Genomic DNA, 19,951 nt, shown 5'->3' with positions numbered 1-19,951 from the left:
ACGGAAATAGACTTTTATTGACTCGTAACGCTTGAAAGGGGTAGAAGATAAGAATGATTGAATTTGAAAAGCCTGATATTCATAAAATTGATGAAACCGATAACTATGGTGAAGTTGTTGTAGAACCATTAGAACGTGGTTATGGAACAACCCTTGGTAATTCTTTAAGAAGAATTTTACTTTCATCTTTACCTGGTGCTGCGATTACTAGTGTTCAAATCGATGATGTCTTGCATGAATTCTCCACTATTAAGGGTGTTGTGGAAGATGTCACTCAAGTTATTCTTAATGTTAAGAAAATTAATTTGAAAATTGACGGTCCTGATGATGTTGAAAAGTCTTTTGAAATTAATGTTACTGGGCCTACTAATGTTACCGCTGGTGATATTGAAGCTGATTCAGATGTTGAAATCTTAAATAAAGATTTACACATTGCTACGGTTGCAGAAGGTACTACTTTCCATATGCGCTTAACTGCAAATAAGGGACGTGGATATGTTTCTGCTGATGAAAATAAAGAACGGAACGAAGGAATGCCAATCGGTGTTTTGCCAGTTGATTCCATTTATACCCCAATCGAACGTGTTAATTACCAAGTTGAAAATGCACGGGTTGGTCACAAAGCAGACTATGATAAGCTTACATTAGATGTATGGACTAATGGTTCTATGTCACCTAGTGAAGCAGTTAGTTTAGCTGCTAAAATTCTATCTGATCACCTTAATATGTTTGTTGACCTTACCGATGAAGCTAAGAATACAAAGGTAATGGTTGAAAAAGAAGAAACACATAAGGAAAAGATGTTAGAAATGACGATTGAAGAATTGGATCTTTCCGTTCGTTCTTACAATTGTCTAAAGCGTGCAGGGATCAATACTGTTCAAGAACTTACTGATAAAAGTGAAGCCGACATGATGAAGGTTCGTAACTTAGGTCGTAAGTCACTTGATGAAGTAAAAATCAAGTTAAATAACTTAGGTTTATCTCTACGTAAAGAAGATTAAAAGGAGGATATCCAGATATGAGTTACCGTAAATTACAACGCACAAGTGCTCATCGTCGCTCATTGCTTCGTAATTTAACTACTGATTTATTAATCAATGGTCAAATTAAGACAACTGAAGCACGTGCTAAAGAAGTTCGTTCAACCACTGATAAAATGATTACTCTTGGTAAACGTGGTGATCTTAGTGCTCGTCGTAAAGCTGCTACATTTTTACAAAATGTTATTGCTGATGCTAAAGCCGACGGAGACACTGTAACTGTTCAAACTGCTTTACAAAAGCTTTTTGATGAAGTTGCACCAAAGTATGCCGACCGTAACGGTGGATACACTCGTATGTACAAGACCATGCCTCGTCGTGGTGACGGTGCATCAATGGTTATTTTGCAATTAGTTGACTAATTAATTGTTTATAATTTCATAATTAATGAAATCACTAGGGTTAGTAATATAGAACGTTATGATGATGGTAGTAACCGAGTCTAGTTCGAATGTAGGTTTTCCTATGCATTACTAACCTGTTAGTGATTTTTTTATACATAAATTTATTGATTTAAAATTAAGGGAGTTAATCATGAGTGAAATTGTTAAAGTTAATAATCTAAAATATAAATATCCTGATTCAAATGAATATTCATTAAATGATGTTTCCTTTAATGTTCACGCTGGAGAATGGCTTTCAATTATTGGTCACAATGGTAGTGGAAAAAGTACTTTGGTCAGTGCACTAGATGGTTTAATTAAAACAGAATCTGGCTCAATTGAAGTGGATTCAATGTTATTAAATGAGCAAAGTGTTTGGGAAATTCGCAATCAGATTGGATTAGTTTTTCAGAATCCAGATGATCAGTTTGTGGGCGCAACCGTTGAAGACGATATTGCTTTTGGATTACAAAATCGGAATGTTGATTATGATGAGATGCATTCAATTGTTAACCAAGTTTTACAGATGGTGGATATGGAATCCTTTAAACAAAAGGCACCTAGTGATTTATCCGGCGGTCAAAAACAACGAATTGCACTGGCTGGAATCATGGCTATTCATCCCCAAATAATTATTTTAGATGAAGCTACTAATATGCTCGATCCGCTTGGCAAGCAACAAATATTGACCAAAATTAAGCAACTTAAGGAGCAGTTTAATCTTACGATAATTTCCATTACTCATGATGTTAATGAATTAAAATATTCTGATCGCATCTTAGTGTTAAATGATGGTAAAGTAGTTGATGAAAATACACCAACTGAGATTTTTAGTAATCCTAAACGCTTGATCAAAATGGGCTTAGAATTACCATATTCTGAACAAGTTAAGCGATTACTTAATCAGGCTGGCGTTGCTGTCCCTAAGCAATATTTAGATGAAGGAGCGCTTTTGAAATGGATCAAAGAATTCAATTTAAAGAAGTAGATCATATTTATCAACCGAATACACCATTTGCTTCATTTGCGTTAGATCATATTAATTTAAAAATTGATGATAATGATTTTATTGCGTTAGTTGGTCATACTGGAAGCGGGAAATCAACATTAATTCAACATATTAATGGTTTATTGTTACCAACCTCTGGTTCCGTTGAAGTGAGAGATAGCTTTTTAAATCATGATAGTAAGCCCAAGGATATTTATAAAGCTAGAAAAAAGGTTGGGATTGTTTTTCAACAACCTGAAAATCAACTATTTGAAGAAACGGTTGCGAAAGATATTGTCTTTAGTCCCAAAAATTTTGGTGCCAAAGATGATCAATTGGATGCAATTGCTAAAACTAATATTAAGAAGGTCGGCCTACCTGAATCCTTACTAAATCGTTCACCTTTTGATTTATCAGGTGGTCAAATGCGTCGAGTTGCAATTGCAGGTGTTTTGGCAAGTAATCCTGATATATTGATTTTAGATGAACCAACTGCTGGTTTAGATCCACAAGGCCAAATTGAAATTATGAATTTAATTGAAGATTTACGTCTTAATCATAATGTAACTGTAGTTTTGGTTACTCATCAAATGGAGATAGTGGCTCAATATGCCAATCGAGTAATTGTGCTAAACCAAGGTAAAATCAAATTCGATGGAGCCCCGCGTTCTTTATTTCAAGATGATGATTTGTTAAAACAAATGCACTTAACAGCACCTGAAACTGTTAATTTTTTTAATAAGTTAATTGAAACGGGCGTTCATTTAAATGGTTTTCCAATTACGCCTAATGAATTGAGCCAAATGTTATTAAAACAAATAAATTTTAAAATGAGTGAGAATAATGAATAAATTATTGTTAGGTCGTTACATCCCAGGGAACTCAATTGTTCACCGTATGGATCCAGCATCTAAGATTTTATTAAGTCTATTTTTTGTATTCATCATTTTTTTTGCAAATAATGTGATTACATATGTGATATTAGCTATTTTAGCTCTGGGTGCTGTCATCGTATCAAAGACACCATTACGGTTCTTTATTCGCGGAATTAGGCCGTTAATATGGGTAATTGTGTTTACAGTAATAATTCAATTGCTATTTGATACTAGTGGTCAAGTTGTTTTTAAATGGGCATTTATTACAATAACTAATCACGGCCTACAAACAGCAGGGTTCATTTTTTTGCGGTTTGTGTTAATTATCTTTTTTTCAACTGTTTTAACGTTAACTACTGACCCGCTTTCGATTGCTGCTGGAATTGAAAAATTGTTAATGCCACTAAAAAGAGTTAAGTTTCCCGTATATACGGTTTCGCTTATGATTTCAATTGCGTTAAGATTTGTTCCAACGCTAATGGATGAAGCTGATACAATTATAAAGGCCCAAAGTTCACGTGGCGTTAATTTTAAAGAAGGGGGCCTATTCACGCGCGCTAAAAAGATGGTTCCTATTTTGATACCGTTATTTATTAGCTCCTTTAAGCATGCTGAAGGATTAGGTCGAGCGATGGAAGCCCGTGGTTATCAAGACGGAGATAATCGAACTCGTTATCATATTTATAAAATGACCAGTTTAGATTGGTATACTTGGTTAGTCTTTATATTGATTGGTATCTTAGTAATGCTTTTGAGGAGGTGAAAATTTGAAACGATTTAAAATTACACTAGCATACGATGGAACTAACTTTGCTGGGTTTCAACGGCAACCTAATCAACGAACGGTAGAAGGAGTTCTAACTAATGTTGTTAACAAGATGGCCAAGCATCCAGACCCAGCAATTGTTGTTTATGGTTCGGGCAGAACTGATGCTGGGGTTCACGCACTAGGTCAAGTGGCTCATTTTGATTTTCCATTTGAGATTAGTGAAACTGGAATGTTAAAGGGCATAAATAGCATGTTACCATTGGACATGGAAGTTAGTAATGTTAAAATTGTAAATGATGATTTTCACGCCAGATATGATGTATCTGGGAAACGATATATGTATCGTTTTGATTTAAGTGAGTTTATCAATCCGTTCAAACGTTTTTACACTGGCCATTGGCGGTTCCCAGTTAATATTGATAGAATTAAACAGGCAATTCCAGATTTAGTGGGTGAGCATGATTTTTCTAGCTTTGTTGCTTCAGGATCAACGGCTAGGACCAATGTCAGAACAATTTATGAGGCCACTTGTCATTTTGATAAAGCACAGAACGAAGTTATTTTTGAATTTTATGGTAACGGATTCTTATATAACATGGTACGAATCATGGCCGGTGTTTTAATCGAAATTGGAACAGGACGGCGGGACGTTGATGATATTCAACGCTTATTTAAAGTCAAGGATCGTAATCAAGCTCGTTTGACTGCTCCTGCAAGTGGTTTGTATTTAAAACGGGTTTATTATGAAGGCGATGATCCCAACCATCCAACGAAAATACCTGTCCGACAACGTTAATTTATTATTGACTTTGTTGTTAAATGTTTGTATTATGGTAGTTGGTATTGTTTGCCCCACAATAAAGCCCCGGAAACTTTTAGTTGGTGTCGAACAAACACAGAAACATGGAGGAATTCAAATTGCGTACAACATATATGGCAAAACCAGGTGAAGTAGAACGCAAATGGTATGTTATCGATGCAGATGGCATCGAATTAGGTCGTTTATCAACCGTTGTTGCTTCTATTTTAAGAGGAAAAAATAAACCAACATTTACACCAAACGTTGATACTGGTGATAATGTTATTGTTATTAATGCTTCAAAAGTTGCTTTATCAGGTCGCAAGGCTGCTAACAAGGTTTACTACCACCACTCCAGTTACATTGGTGGTTTGAAATCAAAGACTGCAGGTCAAATGCGTGAAGATACACCTGAAAAGCTAATCGAAACTTCTGTTAAGGGTATGTTACCTCACAATACTTTGGGTCACCAAGTATTCTTGAAGTTACATGTATACGCTGGCGCAGAACACAAAAACGAAGCTCAAAACCCAGAAAAGTTAGATATTACTAAATTAATTTAAGGAGGGGACTAACTTGGCTCAAGTACAATATCGCGGCACTGGTCGTCGTAAAGATTCATCTGCACGAGTACGTTTAGTACCCGGTACTGGTAAAGTTACTATTAACGACAAACCAGTAGAAGAATACATTCCATTTCCAAACTTACGTGAAGTAATTATGCAACCATTCCACGTTACTGAAACTCTTGGTAACTACGATGTTATTGCTAACGTAAATGGTGGTGGTTACTCTGGTCAATCTGGAGCAACTCGTCATGGAATCGCACGTGCATTATTAGAAGTTGATCCTGACTTCCGTGGTCCATTAAAGCGCGCTGGTTTATTAACTCGTGACCCTCGTATGAAGGAACGTAAGAAACCAGGTCTTAAGAAGGCTCGTAAGGCTGGTCAATTCTCAAAACGTTAAAATTTACTTTTATACATTTTGGCTCTGCTCCCACTTGGGAGCGGAGTTTTTTTATTCTAAGGAGGAAAAATAATGACTAGAAATTATCGTTTAGTTGCACGATCAATTTTTATTGCATTGATTTTAATTCAAACTACCATTCCAGGGCTAGGATACTTACCAATTGGTCCTTTTAGTTTAACCATTATTCCAATTACAGTAATTGTTGCTGCAATTACATTGGGAACCAAGGATGGGATGTTAATTGGGGGTGTATGGGGCGTAATTACATTCGTTAGAGCGTTCTTTTGGCCTACTAGCCCAATGGCACAATATGTATTTATTAATCCGCTAGTATCCGTTTTACCCCGAATTTTGATTGGGTTAGTTGCGGGACTAACTTTTTATTACCTTAAAAATAAACGTTACCCAAAACTAACTTTAGGATTAGTTGGCCTTATGAGCTCGTTAACTAACACAATTTTCGTATTAGGATTTATTTATGTTTTTTACCATGGGTATGCTCACCAGTTATATCAAATTAATGTAAAGGCATTATTACCATACTTATTATCAGTTTTAGCTACTAATGGGGTATTAGAAGCTTTGATTGCAGCAATTGCTACCCCATTAATTGCAACTCCATTATTGAAGTATCTCAAAAGAAACTAAAAAAAGAACCGACATTTAAAATAACGTCGGTTCTTTTTCGCATTTATTCATCTTCCTTAGAAGCAGGCTTTTTAGGAGCAGCCTTAATCATTTTTAACTTTTTGTTGTTAATAACAACTTTATTGTGGTACTTATCAACAATGGCAGGATCATCTGAGTTAAAGGAAATGAGGAATGAATTTGTGTATCCCTTTTCAATAATTCCTGCAAACTTTTGTTTTTCTAATGTGAATGCAACTTGATCCCCCACATTGTACTTAGCTTGTTCGGGACTAATCTCAGTATTTTTAGCCAAATATCTCATCTCCTAAAAAAGTTTATCTAATGCAATATAACCAAAAAATGGCGGAATGTCAATTTATTTTATTAAAAATGTTTACATTAACCACAAATAAGATTGTTTTTAATTTTAAATCTAGTTAAAATAAATCATAAATAGAAGAGCATGAATAGGAGAAATATAAATGAAGTTACTAGAAGATCGCATTAAAAAAGAAGGCACGGTGCTTTCTGATGACGTATTAAAAGTGGATCGGTTTTTAAATCACCAAGTGGATCCACAGTTAATGGATGCAATCGGAGTAGAATTTGCTAGATTGTTCAAGGATGACCACATTACTAGAATTTTAACAGTTGAGTCATCAGGAATTGCACCAGCAGTATTTACGGGACTACATTTAAACGTACCCGTAGTTTTTGCTAGAAAACACAAAAGTTTGACCTTAAATGATAACTTATATACCGCTGATGTTTATTCATATACTAAACAAGTGAATAATCAAATCAGTATTGATAAACGGTTCATTAACGCAGATGATCGAGTATTGATCATTGATGATTTCTTAGCAAATGGACAAGCAGCTTCTGGTTTAATTGATATTGTAAATGCAGCTAATGCTGAAGTTGGTGGTGTTGGGATTGTAATTGAAAAGAGTTTCCAAAAGGGTCGGCGCTTAATTACTGATCAGGGAATTAAAGTTGAATCTCTTGCTAGGGTTAAATCATTAGCTAACAATCAAGTAACATTTGAAGAATAATATTATTGAAAGTAGTGATTTAATTGGCTAACAATTTCATATACCCTGGGAATACGATTGGCATCATTAATAATGATATTAATACTTTTAACCTGGTCAATGAAGCACAACGGAATGGATTACGGGTTGGTATTTACACTGATAAAGTTGATACAACTAGTAATTTATCGGCTGATTTTGTAGTAAGCGGTTCAATGAAAGATAGCGAAAAACTAGCAGAGTTTGCTAAACGTTGTGACCTATTAATTTATAATACCGGTAGAACCGAGTCGAATTTGATTGACTTTTTATCTCAATTTACTCGGATTCCGCAGGGTAGTGACATTTTAGAAATTATGAACGATCGATTGATTGAACAAACATTTTTAAATGAACTAAATTTAAATACATTGCCATACGTTACAATCGTAGAATTAAATGATATTTATAAATCGATTGATTCAATTGGCTATCCAGCAATTTTGAAGCCAATTCAAAAGTCATTCTTTAATGACCAGCAACTAATTATTAATAACCAAGTTGACATCGCAAAAGCAGCGATTATGTTAGACCGTGGTACTTATATTTTAGAGCCGTACATTGAACATGAGTTTGAATATACATTGAATGTTATTAATGGGATGGAAGATGTGCCCAAATTAATGCCATTAGTACAATGTCGTTATCAGGGCAAGCGTCTTCAAAGTGCCTCTAATTTGACTGATTTATCTTCACCAGTGATTGAAGAAATGAACCGGATTGGATATTTAATTGCAGATCAACTTAATTACTTTGGTGCTTTTAAAATTAAATTTTTAGTAAATGCTAATGAAAATATTTACATTGAAATGATTGAACCCCAATTAGATATTGATGCAATGATCTTTGATAGAACGGTCCAAAGTGTCACTCAAGCTCATTTACGGGCAGTTTGTGGGTTACCAACTTATTATGATGTTAACGCAGATACATTTTATTTACGTACTTTTACGCAAGACCAATTACCGGCAATCAAAAAGCAGTGGGCTTTAAAGTCGGACTGGCAGTTTGTTTTCTACACCAAGGGTGAAAACCGTCACGGTGCGGTTGGTCATATTTTAATTCCAACCAATTCATTAGCTAAAACGCTAGAACAGGTCAACAATTCTGATATCTGGAACTAATAAGTGTCGGTATATTAATTTATACCGGCGCTTTTGTGTTAATAGTTATCAAAATGTGCCTATGCTATAATGAATAATGATTAGAACATAGAGAGGATTGAATAACGTTGCCCAAAAATGAATTATTAACCGGGATGAACGATAAACAAAGTGAAGCAGTACTTTGTACTGAAGGACCATTACTAATTATGGCCGGTGCTGGAAGTGGTAAAACGAGGGTCTTAACCCATCGAATTGCTTACTTAATCCAAGATAAACAAGTATTACCCTGGCACATTTTAGCAATTACCTTTACTAATAAGGCAGCTCGCGAAATGAAAGAACGGGTTACAAAATTATTAGGACCTAGTGGCAACGAAGTCTGGGTTTCAACTTTTCATGCTTTGTGTGTCCGGATCTTAAGACGCTATATTGATAAGTTAGGTTATGATAAAGCCTTCACAATTGCGGGGACTAGTGAACAACAAACTTTAATAAAAAATATTTTAAAAACCCTTAATTATGATCCAAAGACATACAGTCCACGTTCGATTTTATCAGCCATTTCAAATGCTAAGAATGACCTATTAACACCAGCTGATTACATTGCCAAAAATGCTAATGAAGCTAACCCATTTATTAAGGTGGTTGGTGAGGTTTATCAGGCATATCAAAAGGAATTACATCAAAACCAATCTGTTGATTTTGATGATTTGATTATGATGACGATTCAACTGTTTGAACAAAATCCTGATGTTTTACAGTATTATCAAAATAAATTTCAATACATTCACGTTGATGAATATCAAGATACGAATGAAGCTCAATATCAATTAGTGACGATGTTGGGTAAAAAATATGAAAATGTGTGTGTAGTTGGGGATGCTGATCAAAGTATTTATGGTTGGCGTGGTGCCAATATGAATAATATTTTAGATTTCCAGGATGACTATCCAAATGCTCATGTAACGTTACTCGAACAAAACTACCGTTCAACTAAGAACATCTTAAAGGCAGCGAATTCAGTTATTCAAAATAATGAGGAACGTAAGGATAAGAATTTATGGACTGAGAATGCAGTTGGAGAAAAAATTACTTACTACCGTGCGCAAAGCGAGGCGGACGAATCGCGTTTTGTTGTTACGAACATTAAAGATGAAATGAATAAGTCAGGGTATTCATATGGTGACTTTGCAGTTCTATATCGTACTAATGCACAATCACGGGTGATTGAAGAAACTCTGCTTAAGTCGAATATTCCATATACGATTGTTGGTGGCCACAAGTTCTATGACCGTAAGGAAATTCAAGACATATTAGCTTACTTGACGTTGCTGGCTAATCCAAATGATTCAATGAGTTTAAGACGCATTATTAATGAGCCTAAACGAGGGATTGGAAACGCTAGTGTTGAAAAATTAGCTCAGTTTGCTGATGATAATGGCTGGAGTATCTTTGAAGCATGTCAAAACATTGAATTAAATGGTGACATCAGCGGTCGTGCTAGAAAGGCGATTGATAGTTTCGGTGCGGTTATGACTAACTTGCGTTCAAAGATTGGCCAATTATCAGTGACTGAATTAACTGAACAGATTCTAGATCAAACTGGTTACTTAGCTGCATTAAAGGCCACTAAGACACTAGAAGTCCAGGCTAGAATTGAAAATATTGAAGAATTTTTATCCGTAACGAAACAGTATGATAATGCCCACACCAGTGAAGCTGATAATGATGCATTGGTTGATTTCTTATCAGATTTATCACTAGTTTCCGCTCAAGATGATATTGCCGAAAACACCCCTGAAGTTACTTTAATGACCTTACATGCTGCTAAGGGACTTGAATTTCCGGTTGTTTTCATGATTGGAATGGAAGATAGCATTTTCCCACTAGCTAAGGCTAAGACTGATCCAAAAGAATTAGAAGAAGAACGCCGTTTAGCATATGTCGGTATTACCAGAGCGCAAAAGAAGCTGTATTTGACGAATACCTTTTCTAGAATGTTGTATGGTCGTCGTCAAACCAACATGCCATCTGAATTTATTGATGAAATCAATCCAGAATTAATTGATGCGGTAAATTCCAATGGTAAAGCTAATAGTGGGGTCAAGACGCCATTTGATACCCGTAGCTCTCGTAATGCACGGTTTGCTAATTCATCACCATATCGCAGTCCAGCTAAGCATATTGGTGGTCCTAAGCAAACAGGAGCTAATAAGCAAGCATGGACGGTTGGCGATAAAGTATCACATAAAGCTTGGGGGACTGGAACCGTCGTGAAGGTAGAAGGAACTGGTGAAAATATGGAATTAGATATTGCCTTTCCAGAACCAACTGGCATTAAACGACTGCTAGCCGCCTTTGCACCAATTACTAAAGAATAAGTCTTTTGAGGGGGAATTGTTTTGAGTGACCAACTATCTGAAAGTGAAGCTGCACAAAAGATTAATGAATTAAAACCGAAGCTAAAACAATGGAGCCAGGAGTACTACGAACATGATAAGCCTAGTGTTGAAGATGCTGTTTATGATCAACACTATGCGCAACTAGTTAAACTAGAACAACAGTATCCTGATTTAATTACCGCAGATTCACCAACTCAAAACGTGGGTGGTAAGGTATTACCGCAATTTTCAAAAGTTGATCATCAAATTCCATTGTTATCATTAGGGGATGTTTTTTCTAAGGCAGAGTTAGATGACTTTACCGAACGACTAAAAAAGAATTATCCAAAGGTAAATCAATTTAACTGTGAGCTTAAAATTGATGGCTTATCAATTTCATTACGTTATGAAAATGGGATTTTCGTTGAAGGATCCACACGTGGTAATGGTCAAATTGGAGAGGATATTACCCAAAACTTAAAAACGATTCCATCGATTCCACAAAAGTTAACTAAGCCAATTACAATTGAAGTTCGTGGTGAATGCTACATGCCTAAAGAATCGTTTGCAAAGCTAAATGAAGAACGGGAACGAAACGGGGATAATGTTTTCGCCAATCCTCGGAATGCTGCTGCGGGTAGTTTACGACAGCTAGATTCACGGGTAACGGCTAGTCGGCACTTAAGTACTTTTATGTATAATGTGGCAGATTATAATGATATTCAAGCAGATACGCAAAGTGGGATGTTAGCTGAGCTACAAGAACTAGGCTTTAAGATCAATCCAGATTATCAAGTAGCTGATTCATTAACGACGATTAATGAATATATTGATAAGTATCAAGCTAAGCGAGATCAATTACCCTATGGAATTGATGGAATTGTCATTAAAGTTAATCAATTAGATTTGCAAATGCAAATTGGTGCAACGGTGAAAGTTCCTAAATGGGCGATTGCTTATAAATTTGCACCAGAAGAAGAAGAAACTAAGGTTTTAGCCATTGAATGGACTGTGGGACGGACTGGCGTGGTGACCCCCACTGCGGTAATGGAACCAGTTCAATTGGCTGGAACGGTGGTCGCACGGGCTTCATTGCATAATCCCGACTACTTAAATGAAAAGGGAATTCGGATTGGTGACACAGTTAAGTTGCATAAAGCGGGTGACATTATTCCGGAGATTTCTGAATATATTCCAAGTAAACGGCCGCATGATAGTCAACCCTATGTAATTCCTGACAAGTGTCCCTCATGTGGGGCTAAATTAGTGCACTTAGATGATGAAGTGGCACTCCGGTGTATTAATCCAGCTTGTCCTGCCCAACTAACTGAGCAAATGACTCATTTTGCTTCTAGAAATGCAATGGATATCACCGGCCTAGGGCCACGGATTGTAAAACAGTTATTTGAGCATCATTTAGTATCTGATGTCGCAAGTCTGTACACTTTAAACTTTAAAGATTTATTAAATTTAGATAAATTTGGTGAAAAATCTGCTGAAAATTTATTAAATTCCATTAATAATAGTCGTAGTAACTCAATGGAAAGATTGTTATTTGGTTTAGGCATTCGTCACGTTGGCGCTAAAGCAGCGCGATTAATTGCTGAACACTTTAAGACAATGGATGCGCTTATGCAGGCTGACTCTGAATCAATTGCAGAGATTAATTCAATGGGAACGGTAATTGCCGATAGTATTACTACTTATTTTGATAGTCAACCGGCCCAAACGTTAATTGACCAATTGAAATCAGTCGGCGTTAATATGACCTACACGAGAGCAAACGAGTCTAATGCTGACAATTCATTCTTTAATCAAAAACGAATCGTGTTAACTGGAAAATTAGAACAAATGACCAGACCAGCAGCAACCGCTTGGCTACAAGATCACGGTGCTGATGTTACCAGTAGTGTTTCCAAGAAAACTGACTTAGTGATTGCCGGTAAAGATGCCGGAAGTAAACTCACTAAGGCTAATGATTTGGACGTACCGGTATGGGATGAACAACGTTTTATTTCAGCAATAAACGGTTAGTGCATTTAGGAGGAATCATTTTGAAACGTTTAAGCGTGATTATCGCTGCTATGGCATCGGTAATTTTATTAGCTGCTTGTGGAAATAATAACTCGAGCAGCAAAAGTAATAATAAGACCAGTGATACCCAATTAACTGGTCAAGCGGACACTAGTTATTATCAAAGTGTCATTAAAAACGGCCACTACTTAACTAGTAAGTCGCGAGGAGTTAATGTTCAACAAAATGGCAATCAATATAATCTAAAAAGCTTTGAAAATGGCTTGATGGATATTTCTAAAAAGCAGTTTTCAACTAGTAAGTATGTCTTCCAAGAAGGCCAATACATCTCTACTAGTACTGCTGAAAACTGGTTAGGTCGTAAGACTAAGAGTAATCCAGAAGGAATGAATCCAGCGGGGAGTAATACTAAAACCCCGTTATATCTTCAACAAATGGATGAACAAGACTTCCTAACCCAAGATGGGAACAGTCTTAAGTTGAGTGGGATGACCATTGGATTAGGGATTAATTCTGTTTATTACTACCAAAAAGAAGCCTATGGAGCTACGTATGAAATGAAGCTTAGTGATGCTGAAGTTCGGGCTCAAGGGAAACGGATCGCTAATCAAGTCTTAGCACAACTAAGAAAGCGTAAGGACTTGAAGAACATTCCAATCGTCATTGCGTTATACAAACAAGCTCCAGATGATAGTTTGGTCGGCGGTAATTTCTTTGCATATTCTGTAAATAATGCCAACGCATCTAGTGTTAGCAGCTGGAAGAATATAAATGCTAAGAACTATGTATTCCCAGTCGCATCTGGGCAGTCGGGACCATCTAATACCAATGATGAAAATGACTTTTCTAATTTTAAGACTCAGATTCAAAACTTCTTCCCTAATTTAAGTGGTGTAACGGCTCAAGCCCAATATATGAATGGTTCATTGACGGGAATGAATATCAATATTACGACACAGTTCTATAGTCAAACTGAAATCATTAGTTTTACTCAATACCTACAGTCAACCGCTGAGAAATATCTACCAACTGGGGTCCCAATTGACATCTCAGTAGCTTCAACAACGGGGATGCAAAGCTTCTTATCAAGGGGCGCAAATGATCGAACCTTCTCATTCCATATTTTTAACAGCTATTAATAATAAATAGTGTTAAAATATGATGTGAGATCAAAATTAAATTCAGAAAGAAGGACAATTGATGGCTGACAGAATTGATAAAGAAACGGTTAAACACGTTGCTGGATTAGCAAAGTTATCTTTGACCGAAGATCAATTACCTTACCTCACTGGTCAATTAGATAGTATTATGGATTTAGTTGATACCTTAAGTGAGGTGGACACTGATGAAGTTGAACCAACTTACAGTGTTACCGATCAAATTAATGTAATGCGTGAAGACGTTGCTGAAAACTGGGGCGAACGTGATGCACTACTAAATAATGCACCTGAAGTAGCAGATGGCTTAATTCGGGTACCAACGATCATTGACGAAAGCGAGGATTAATGATGAATTATTTTGATAAAGATATTACCAGCATTCACCAAGCTTTAGTTAATGGTGATATCACTGCTGAAGAATTAACGAAGCAAACAATTGATAATATCAAAGCTGTAGATTCTGACATCAATGCCTTTATTAATCTAGATGAAGATGCAGCCATTGAAAAAGCACAAGCAATTGACAAGGCAGGAATTGACCCTGATAACGTCTTATCAGGAATTCCAGTTGCAATTAAGGATAATATCCTAACAAATGGTTTAACCACCACTGCCGCTTCAAAAATGCTTGAAAACTTTAAGCCAATTTTTGATGCAACGGTTACTAAAAAATTAAACGATAAGCAAACAATTACGGTTGGTAAAACCAACATGGATGAATTTGCAATGGGTGGATCAACTGAAAACTCTGCATTTAAGACTACTAAAAATGCCTGGGACTTTACTAAGGTGCCTGGTGGTTCTTCAGGTGGTTCCGCTGCTGCCGTTGCTGCCGGTGAAATTCTATTTTCACTTGGTTCAGATACTGGTGGTTCAATTCGCCAACCAGCCGCTTTTAATGGAATTGTCGGCATGAAGCCAACTTATGGTCGAGTTTCACGTTGGGGATTGATTGCATTTGGTTCTAGTTTTGACCAAATTGGTCCATTGACTAGAAGTGTATTAGACAATGCCTATGTTCTAAATGCGATTGCTGGCCATGATAAACATGATTTAACTAGTTCTGATAAAGAAGTGCCTGATTATACTGCTAACATTAAAGATGGGGTTAAGGGCATGAAGATTGCTTTACCTAAGGAATACTTAGCAGAAGGAATCGATCAAGATGTTAAAGATGCAATTTTAAAGGCCGCTGAAACTTACAAGAAACTGGGAGCAACGGTTGAAGAAGTTTCACTTCCACATACTAAGTATGGAGTAGCTGCCTACTACATTCTTTCATCTTCTGAAGCATCATCAAACTTACAACGGTTTGATGGTATCCGTTATGGGTACCGTTCTGAAACTGCTAAAAACCTAGAAGAAGTGTATGTTCAAAGTCGTTCTGAAGGATTTGGGGATGAAGTAAAACGCCGGATCATGTTAGGAACCTTCTCACTTTCTGCAGGTGCATTTGATGCATACTTTAAGAAGGCTGCTAAGGTTAGAACTTTAATGATTCAAGACTTCCAAAAGGTCTTTAAAGACTATGACTTAATCTTAGGCCCAGTTGCACCAACCACTGCTTATGGAATTGGTGAAGAAGTTTCTGATCCAGTTACAATGTATTTAAATGATGCAATGACCATTCCAGTCAACCTAGCTGGATTACCATCAATGTCGATTCCAGCTGGCTTTAGTAACGGCTTACCAGTTGGGATGCAATTAATTGGACGTCCATTTGATGAAGCTACAATTTACAAGGCTGGTTATGCGTTTGAACAAAACACTGATTTCCATAAGGAAACACCAAAAGTGGGAGGGGACAAATAATGAATTTTGAAACAACCATTGGTTTGGAAGTTCATATTGAATTAAAAACCAACTCTAAAATTTTTAGTCCTTCACCAGTTGACTATGGTGATGAGCCTAATGCTAATACCAATGTTATTGATTGGGGATACCCAGGTGTATTACCAACTACCAATAAGCAAGTAGTTGCAAACGGAATTACTGCTGCATTGGCTTTAAATGCTGAAATTGAAAGACATCCACACTTTGATCGAAAGAACTACTTCTATCCAGATAACCCCAAGGCTTACCAAATTACTCAAAATGACAAGCCAGATGCCCATGATGGTTGGCTAGAAATTGAAGTTGATGGTAAGAAGAAAAAAATCGGGATCGAAGAAATGCATATTGAAGAAGATGCTGGTAAGAATAGTCACGGTCGTAACTATTCTTACGTCGATCTTAACCGGCAAGGGACTCCATTGATTGAAATTGTTTCTAAACCAGAAATCTCAACTCCAGATGAAGCGTACGCTTACCTTGAAACATTAAGACAACGGATTCAATTTACTGGAATTTCTGACGTTAAGATGGAAGAAGGTTCCATGCGGGCCGATGTTAATATTTCGATTCGTCCAGTTGGTCAAAAGGAATTTGGTCAAAAGGTCGAAATTAAGAATATGAACTCCTTCAACTTTGTTCGAAAAGCACTAGCTTATGAACAACAACGTCAAAAACAAGTATTAATGGCTGGCGGTAAGATTCAACAAGAAACCCGTCGGTTCGATGAAAAGAATAATTCAACGGTATTAATGCGGGTTAAGGAAGGTAAGGATGATTATCGTTACTTCCCAGAACCAGATTTACCAGCATTGGATATTTCTGATGAATGGATCGATCAATTAAAGCAAAGTCTTCCAGAAATGCCAAATGAACGGAAGGCTAGATACGTTAATGAGCTTGGTTTAACTGATTACGATGCAATGGTGCTTACTCAAACTAAGCAAATGTCAGATTTCTTTGATAAGTTAATTGAATTGGGTGCAGATCCTAAGATTGCATCTAACTACCTTCAAGTAAACGTGAATGGTTATTTGAATGAAGAACAAGTTGACTTAGATCAAACTAAGATTACGCCCGAAAACTTAGCTACGATGATTAAATTAATTAGTGATGGAACCATCTCTAGTAAGATGGCTAAGAAGGTCTTTAAGGCAGTGACCGAAGGTGAAGAACCTAAGGCATTTGTTGAAAAGAAAGGGTTGGTTCAATTATCTGATCCAGCTAAACTTCAACCAATCATTGATGAAATCCTAGCTGCTAATCCACAATCCATTGAAGACTTTAACAATGGTAAGGATCGGGCAAAGGGATTCTTAGTTGGTCAAATTATGAAGCAAACACGTGGTAAAGCTAATCCACAAGTGGTTAACGAATTGTTAATGAAAGCTTTAAACAAATAAGAAAGTTGTGTAAGTAATGCGAAAGCGGGCACGAATAATTTATAACCCGACTGCCGGACGTGAAGCCCTTAAGCAAAAGATGATTGACATTTTAAGTGTCTATGAAGAAGCTGGTTATGAAACTAGTGTTTTTGCAACTACTCCGGAACCAAATTCTGCCAAGAATGAGGCGACTCGAGTAGCGAAAGATGGGTTCGAATTAGTGGTTGCTGCAGGTGGTGATGGCACGCTCAATGAAGTAGTAGATGGATTAGCTCCACTACCACGTCGACCTAAATTAGCAATCATTCCGGCCGGGACAACCAATGACTTTGCACGCGCACTGCATATCCCTAGGGAAGATCCAGTCGATGCGGCTAAGGTCATTTTGAAACACCAATCTTTGAAAATAGATGTTGGTCAAGCTGGTGATAGTTATTTTATTAACATTGCTGGTGGTGGCTTATTGACCGAGTTGACTTATGATGTTCCGTCAAATTTAAAAACGGCTTTTGGCTATTTAGCTTACTTAGTTAAAGGAGCTGAAATGTTGCCACGAATTCGGCCAATTCAAATGGATTTAAAGTATGATGGTGGTCATTATAAGGGCAAAGCATCCATGTTCTTGTTAGCAATGACTAATTCAATCGGTGGGTTAGAAAGAATCGTTCCTGACGCATCATTAGATGATGGTCAATTTACGTTGATTATTGTTAAAGCTAGTAATTTAGTGCAAATTGCTCAGTTATTAGCTAAGGTAATTAGTGGTGGTCGGCATATTGATGATCCACGAATCATTTATAAAAAGACCACTAAGTTGACTGCAAAACCCGTTAATAATCCAATGCAAATTAACTTAGATGGTGAATATGGGGGAGACGCACCAATGGTGTTTACTAACCTAAAACAACATTTAGACACAGTTGTAGACTTGGCAAAATTACCGGATAATGCGGTTAGTGATACTAATACCGTTGAATCTGAGCAAAAGTTTGTTCAAAATGTTGATAAATTAAACTAAAACTAGTTTTAAAAATGAAAAATTTTGCTGTATGATAAAGATATAGCAAAATTTTTTTATTTCGTGATTAAAGAATAGGGGATTAAATTTGAAAACTCCAGTACAAGTTGGCAATACCTATACCGTTAAAATTATTGATTTAACGTATCAAGGATTAGGGGTTGCTAAAATTAATGATTTCTCAGTGTTCGTAAATAATGCGCTCCCTGGTGAAACTGCAATTATTAAAATTGATAATGTTAAAAAGAACTTTGCGTTCGGTTCATTAGTTGAATTAAAGACGAAGAGTCCTGACCGGGTTGAAGATGTAAATCAAGATTACCTTCAAACCGGGATTGCACCACTGCAACACTTGAGTTATGAAGGGCAATTAAGATTTAAACAACATCAAATTGAAGAATTATTTGATAAACAAAAAATTAAAGTGGATGTTTTACCTACAATGGGGATGGAACATCCTGACCATTATCGGAATAAAGCATTGATTCCAGTTAAATCGATTAATGGTGAGTTAATGACTGGTTTTTACAAGAATCATTCTCATGATTTAGTACCAATTGAAGATTTTTACATTCAACAACCAGAAATCGATCACGCCATTCTAGTGGTTCGTGATATTTTACGTAAATATAAGGTAACGCCATATGATGAACGTAATCATACGGGAATTATCCGTAACATTATGGTGCGACGTGGGTACTACAGTCATGAAATGATGATTGGTTTAATTACTAGAACCAAGAAATTACAACTAGCTGAACCAATTGTAAATGCAATTGTTGATGCATTGCCAGAAGTTAAAAGCATTGTCCAAAACGTTAATTTAAAAGATAATAATGTTTTATTAGGTAAGAAGAATAATGTGCTTTATGGAAAACAATACATCACTGATGATTTATTAGGGCTTAAATTTGCCATTTCCTTGAACTCTTTTTATCAAGTCAACCCAGTCCAAACTGAAAAGCTATACTCTTTAGCGATTGATCATGCTGATTTAGGGGCAAATGATACGGTTATTGATGCTTATTGTGGAATCGGGACGATTTCATTAGCCGTTGCTCAACACGTTAAAAAGGTATACGGCGTGGAAATTATTCCCCAAGCAATTGAAGATGCCAAGATCAATGCCCAAAAGAATCACATTAATAACGTGTCCTTTGTGGCAAATAAGGCTGAAGACCAGATGGCCAAGTGGCAAGCTCAAGGCTTAAAGCCCGATGCTATTATCGTTGATCCACCTCGAAAGGGATTAGCGTCATCATTCATTGATAGTGCGGTCGAAATGCAACCTAAAAAGTTAATTTATGTGTCATGTAATCCATCAACATTAGTTCGTGATACTAAACGTTTAATGGAAAAGGGTTATCACATTAGTAGACCAATTCAACCAGTTGATCAGTTCCCACAAACAGTGCATGTTGAAAGTGTAACCATTTTCGAACAAGACTAGTTAATAATCAATAAAAAAAAGAAGCCTAAGCGGCTTCTTTTTTTATTTTACATAT

The 19,951-nt window shown here is 36.5% G+C and carries 20 protein-coding genes; 19 read left to right on the top strand and 1 reads right to left on the bottom strand.

All coding sequences use genetic code 11. The features are described from left to right. Nucleotides 1-53: 53 nt before the first annotated feature. The 9 genes from R4146_RS00275 (at nucleotide 54) to R4146_RS00235 (ending at nucleotide 6,477) form a co-directional block, all read left to right on the top strand. Entirely contained in the window at nucleotides 54-1,004 is a 951-nt protein-coding gene (locus R4146_RS00275; protein ID WP_339959480.1) for a DNA-directed RNA polymerase subunit alpha, read from the top strand. 17 nt (nucleotides 1,005-1,021) lie between these two features. Beyond that, a complete protein-coding gene (rplQ, locus tag R4146_RS00270) occupies nucleotides 1,022-1,405 on the top strand; it encodes a 50S ribosomal protein L17 (protein WP_339959479.1) in 384 nt (127 codons plus the stop codon). 172 nt (nucleotides 1,406-1,577) lie between these two features. Further along, complete coding sequence (locus R4146_RS00265) at nucleotides 1,578-2,414, top strand: energy-coupling factor transporter ATPase (RefSeq protein WP_339959478.1); 837 nt, start codon at nucleotides 1,578-1,580, stop codon at nucleotides 2,412-2,414. Then, a complete protein-coding gene (locus R4146_RS00260) occupies nucleotides 2,384-3,265 on the top strand; it encodes an energy-coupling factor transporter ATPase (protein ID WP_339959477.1) in 882 nt (293 codons plus the stop codon). The genes R4146_RS00265 and R4146_RS00260 overlap by 31 nt, the downstream gene beginning before the upstream one ends. Then, complete coding sequence (locus R4146_RS00255; protein WP_339960616.1) at nucleotides 3,255-4,052, top strand: energy-coupling factor transporter transmembrane component T family protein; 798 nt, start codon at nucleotides 3,255-3,257, stop codon at nucleotides 4,050-4,052. The genes R4146_RS00260 and R4146_RS00255 overlap by 11 nt, the downstream gene beginning before the upstream one ends. Nucleotides 4,053-4,056: 4 nt before the next feature. Further along, nucleotides 4,057-4,854 (top strand): tRNA pseudouridine(38-40) synthase TruA, encoded by a 798-nt coding sequence (truA, locus tag R4146_RS00250; protein WP_339959476.1) that lies wholly within the window; start codon nucleotides 4,057-4,059, stop codon nucleotides 4,852-4,854. Between the two features lie 122 nt (nucleotides 4,855-4,976). Next, a complete protein-coding gene (rplM, locus tag R4146_RS00245; RefSeq protein WP_339959475.1) occupies nucleotides 4,977-5,420 on the top strand; it encodes a 50S ribosomal protein L13 in 444 nt (147 codons plus the stop codon). Nucleotides 5,421-5,433: 13 nt separating this feature from the next. After that, entirely contained in the window at nucleotides 5,434-5,826 is a 393-nt protein-coding gene (gene rpsI / locus R4146_RS00240) for a 30S ribosomal protein S9 (RefSeq protein WP_339959474.1), read from the top strand. A gap of 72 nt (nucleotides 5,827-5,898) precedes the next feature. After that, on the top strand, nucleotides 5,899-6,477 hold the full coding sequence (locus R4146_RS00235) for an ECF transporter S component (protein WP_339959473.1): 579 nt from the start codon (nucleotides 5,899-5,901) through the stop codon (nucleotides 6,475-6,477). A gap of 43 nt (nucleotides 6,478-6,520) precedes the next feature. Here the strand turns inward: R4146_RS00235 and R4146_RS00230 are convergent, their stop codons facing one another. After that, complete coding sequence (locus tag R4146_RS00230) at nucleotides 6,521-6,772, bottom strand: DUF2187 domain-containing protein (protein WP_339959472.1); 252 nt, start codon at nucleotides 6,770-6,772, stop codon at nucleotides 6,521-6,523. Nucleotides 6,773-6,941: 169 nt separating this feature from the next. Here R4146_RS00230 and R4146_RS00225 point away from each other — a divergent pair, with 169 nt between their 5' ends. The 10 genes from R4146_RS00225 to rlmD all read left to right on the top strand — a co-directional run bounded on the left by R4146_RS00225 (nucleotide 6,942) and on the right by rlmD (nucleotide 19,896). Then, complete coding sequence (locus R4146_RS00225) at nucleotides 6,942-7,514, top strand: xanthine phosphoribosyltransferase (RefSeq protein WP_339959471.1); 573 nt, start codon at nucleotides 6,942-6,944, stop codon at nucleotides 7,512-7,514. A gap of 23 nt (nucleotides 7,515-7,537) precedes the next feature. Next, a complete protein-coding gene (locus R4146_RS00220; RefSeq protein WP_339959470.1) occupies nucleotides 7,538-8,656 on the top strand; it encodes an ATP-grasp domain-containing protein in 1,119 nt (372 codons plus the stop codon). A 107-nt stretch (nucleotides 8,657-8,763) separates the two neighbouring features. Next, nucleotides 8,764-11,019, top strand: coding sequence for a DNA helicase PcrA (gene pcrA, locus R4146_RS00215; RefSeq protein ID WP_339959469.1), 2,256 nt, complete (start codon nucleotides 8,764-8,766; stop codon nucleotides 11,017-11,019). A gap of 21 nt (nucleotides 11,020-11,040) precedes the next feature. Beyond that, nucleotides 11,041-13,053, top strand: a complete 2,013-nt coding sequence (gene ligA, locus R4146_RS00210; protein WP_339959468.1) for an NAD-dependent DNA ligase LigA — start codon at nucleotides 11,041-11,043, stop codon at nucleotides 13,051-13,053. Between the two features lie 14 nt (nucleotides 13,054-13,067). Beyond that, entirely contained in the window at nucleotides 13,068-14,192 is a 1,125-nt protein-coding gene (locus tag R4146_RS00205; protein ID WP_373695341.1) for a CamS family sex pheromone protein, read from the top strand. Between the two features lie 61 nt (nucleotides 14,193-14,253). After that, nucleotides 14,254-14,559 carry an Asp-tRNA(Asn)/Glu-tRNA(Gln) amidotransferase subunit GatC gene (gatC, locus tag R4146_RS00200; protein WP_339959466.1) on the top strand — a complete coding sequence of 102 codons (306 nt, stop codon included), beginning with the start codon at nucleotides 14,254-14,256 and terminating at the stop codon, nucleotides 14,557-14,559. A gap of 2 nt (nucleotides 14,560-14,561) precedes the next feature. Continuing rightward, nucleotides 14,562-16,025 (top strand): Asp-tRNA(Asn)/Glu-tRNA(Gln) amidotransferase subunit GatA, encoded by a 1,464-nt coding sequence (gene gatA / locus R4146_RS00195; protein ID WP_339959465.1) that lies wholly within the window; start codon nucleotides 14,562-14,564, stop codon nucleotides 16,023-16,025. Continuing rightward, on the top strand, nucleotides 16,025-17,446 hold the full coding sequence (gatB, locus tag R4146_RS00190; RefSeq protein WP_339959464.1) for an Asp-tRNA(Asn)/Glu-tRNA(Gln) amidotransferase subunit GatB: 1,422 nt from the start codon (nucleotides 16,025-16,027) through the stop codon (nucleotides 17,444-17,446). The genes gatA and gatB overlap by 1 nt, the downstream gene beginning before the upstream one ends. Before the next feature lie 16 nt (nucleotides 17,447-17,462). After that, entirely contained in the window at nucleotides 17,463-18,446 is a 984-nt protein-coding gene (locus R4146_RS00185) for a diacylglycerol kinase (protein ID WP_339959463.1), read from the top strand. A gap of 88 nt (nucleotides 18,447-18,534) precedes the next feature. Then, nucleotides 18,535-19,896 (top strand): 23S rRNA (uracil(1939)-C(5))-methyltransferase RlmD, encoded by a 1,362-nt coding sequence (gene rlmD, locus R4146_RS00180; RefSeq protein WP_339959462.1) that lies wholly within the window; start codon nucleotides 18,535-18,537, stop codon nucleotides 19,894-19,896. Nucleotides 19,897-19,951: the final 55 nt, after the last annotated feature.

The sequence above is a fragment of the Nicoliella lavandulae genome, from assembly GCF_037546185.1.
Taxonomy (GTDB): domain Bacteria; phylum Bacillota; class Bacilli; order Lactobacillales; family Lactobacillaceae; genus Nicoliella; species Nicoliella lavandulae.
Note: the sequence above shows the minus strand (reverse complement) of the source record. Positions and strands in the feature narration are given on the sequence as shown.

Excerpts from the sequence above, each read along its gene's own strand:
- gatA (WP_339959465.1), top strand. The coding sequence starts at position 14,562 with ATGAATTATTTTGATAAAGATATTACCAGCATTCACCAAGCTTTAGTT.
- R4146_RS00225 (WP_339959471.1), top strand. The coding sequence starts at position 6,942 with ATGAAGTTACTAGAAGATCGCATTAAAAAAGAAGGCACGGTGCTTTCT.
- R4146_RS00265 (WP_339959478.1), top strand. The coding sequence starts at position 1,578 with ATGAGTGAAATTGTTAAAGTTAATAATCTAAAATATAAATATCCTGAT.
- gatC (WP_339959466.1), top strand. The coding sequence starts at position 14,254 with ATGGCTGACAGAATTGATAAAGAAACGGTTAAACACGTTGCTGGATTA.
- rplQ (WP_339959479.1), top strand. The coding sequence starts at position 1,022 with ATGAGTTACCGTAAATTACAACGCACAAGTGCTCATCGTCGCTCATTG.
- R4146_RS00275 (WP_339959480.1), top strand. The coding sequence starts at position 54 with ATGATTGAATTTGAAAAGCCTGATATTCATAAAATTGATGAAACCGAT.
- R4146_RS00185 (WP_339959463.1), top strand. The coding sequence starts at position 17,463 with ATGCGAAAGCGGGCACGAATAATTTATAACCCGACTGCCGGACGTGAA.
- R4146_RS00235 (WP_339959473.1), top strand. The coding sequence starts at position 5,899 with ATGACTAGAAATTATCGTTTAGTTGCACGATCAATTTTTATTGCATTG.
- gatB (WP_339959464.1), top strand. The coding sequence starts at position 16,025 with ATGAATTTTGAAACAACCATTGGTTTGGAAGTTCATATTGAATTAAAA.
- R4146_RS00260 (WP_339959477.1), top strand. The coding sequence starts at position 2,384 with ATGGATCAAAGAATTCAATTTAAAGAAGTAGATCATATTTATCAACCG.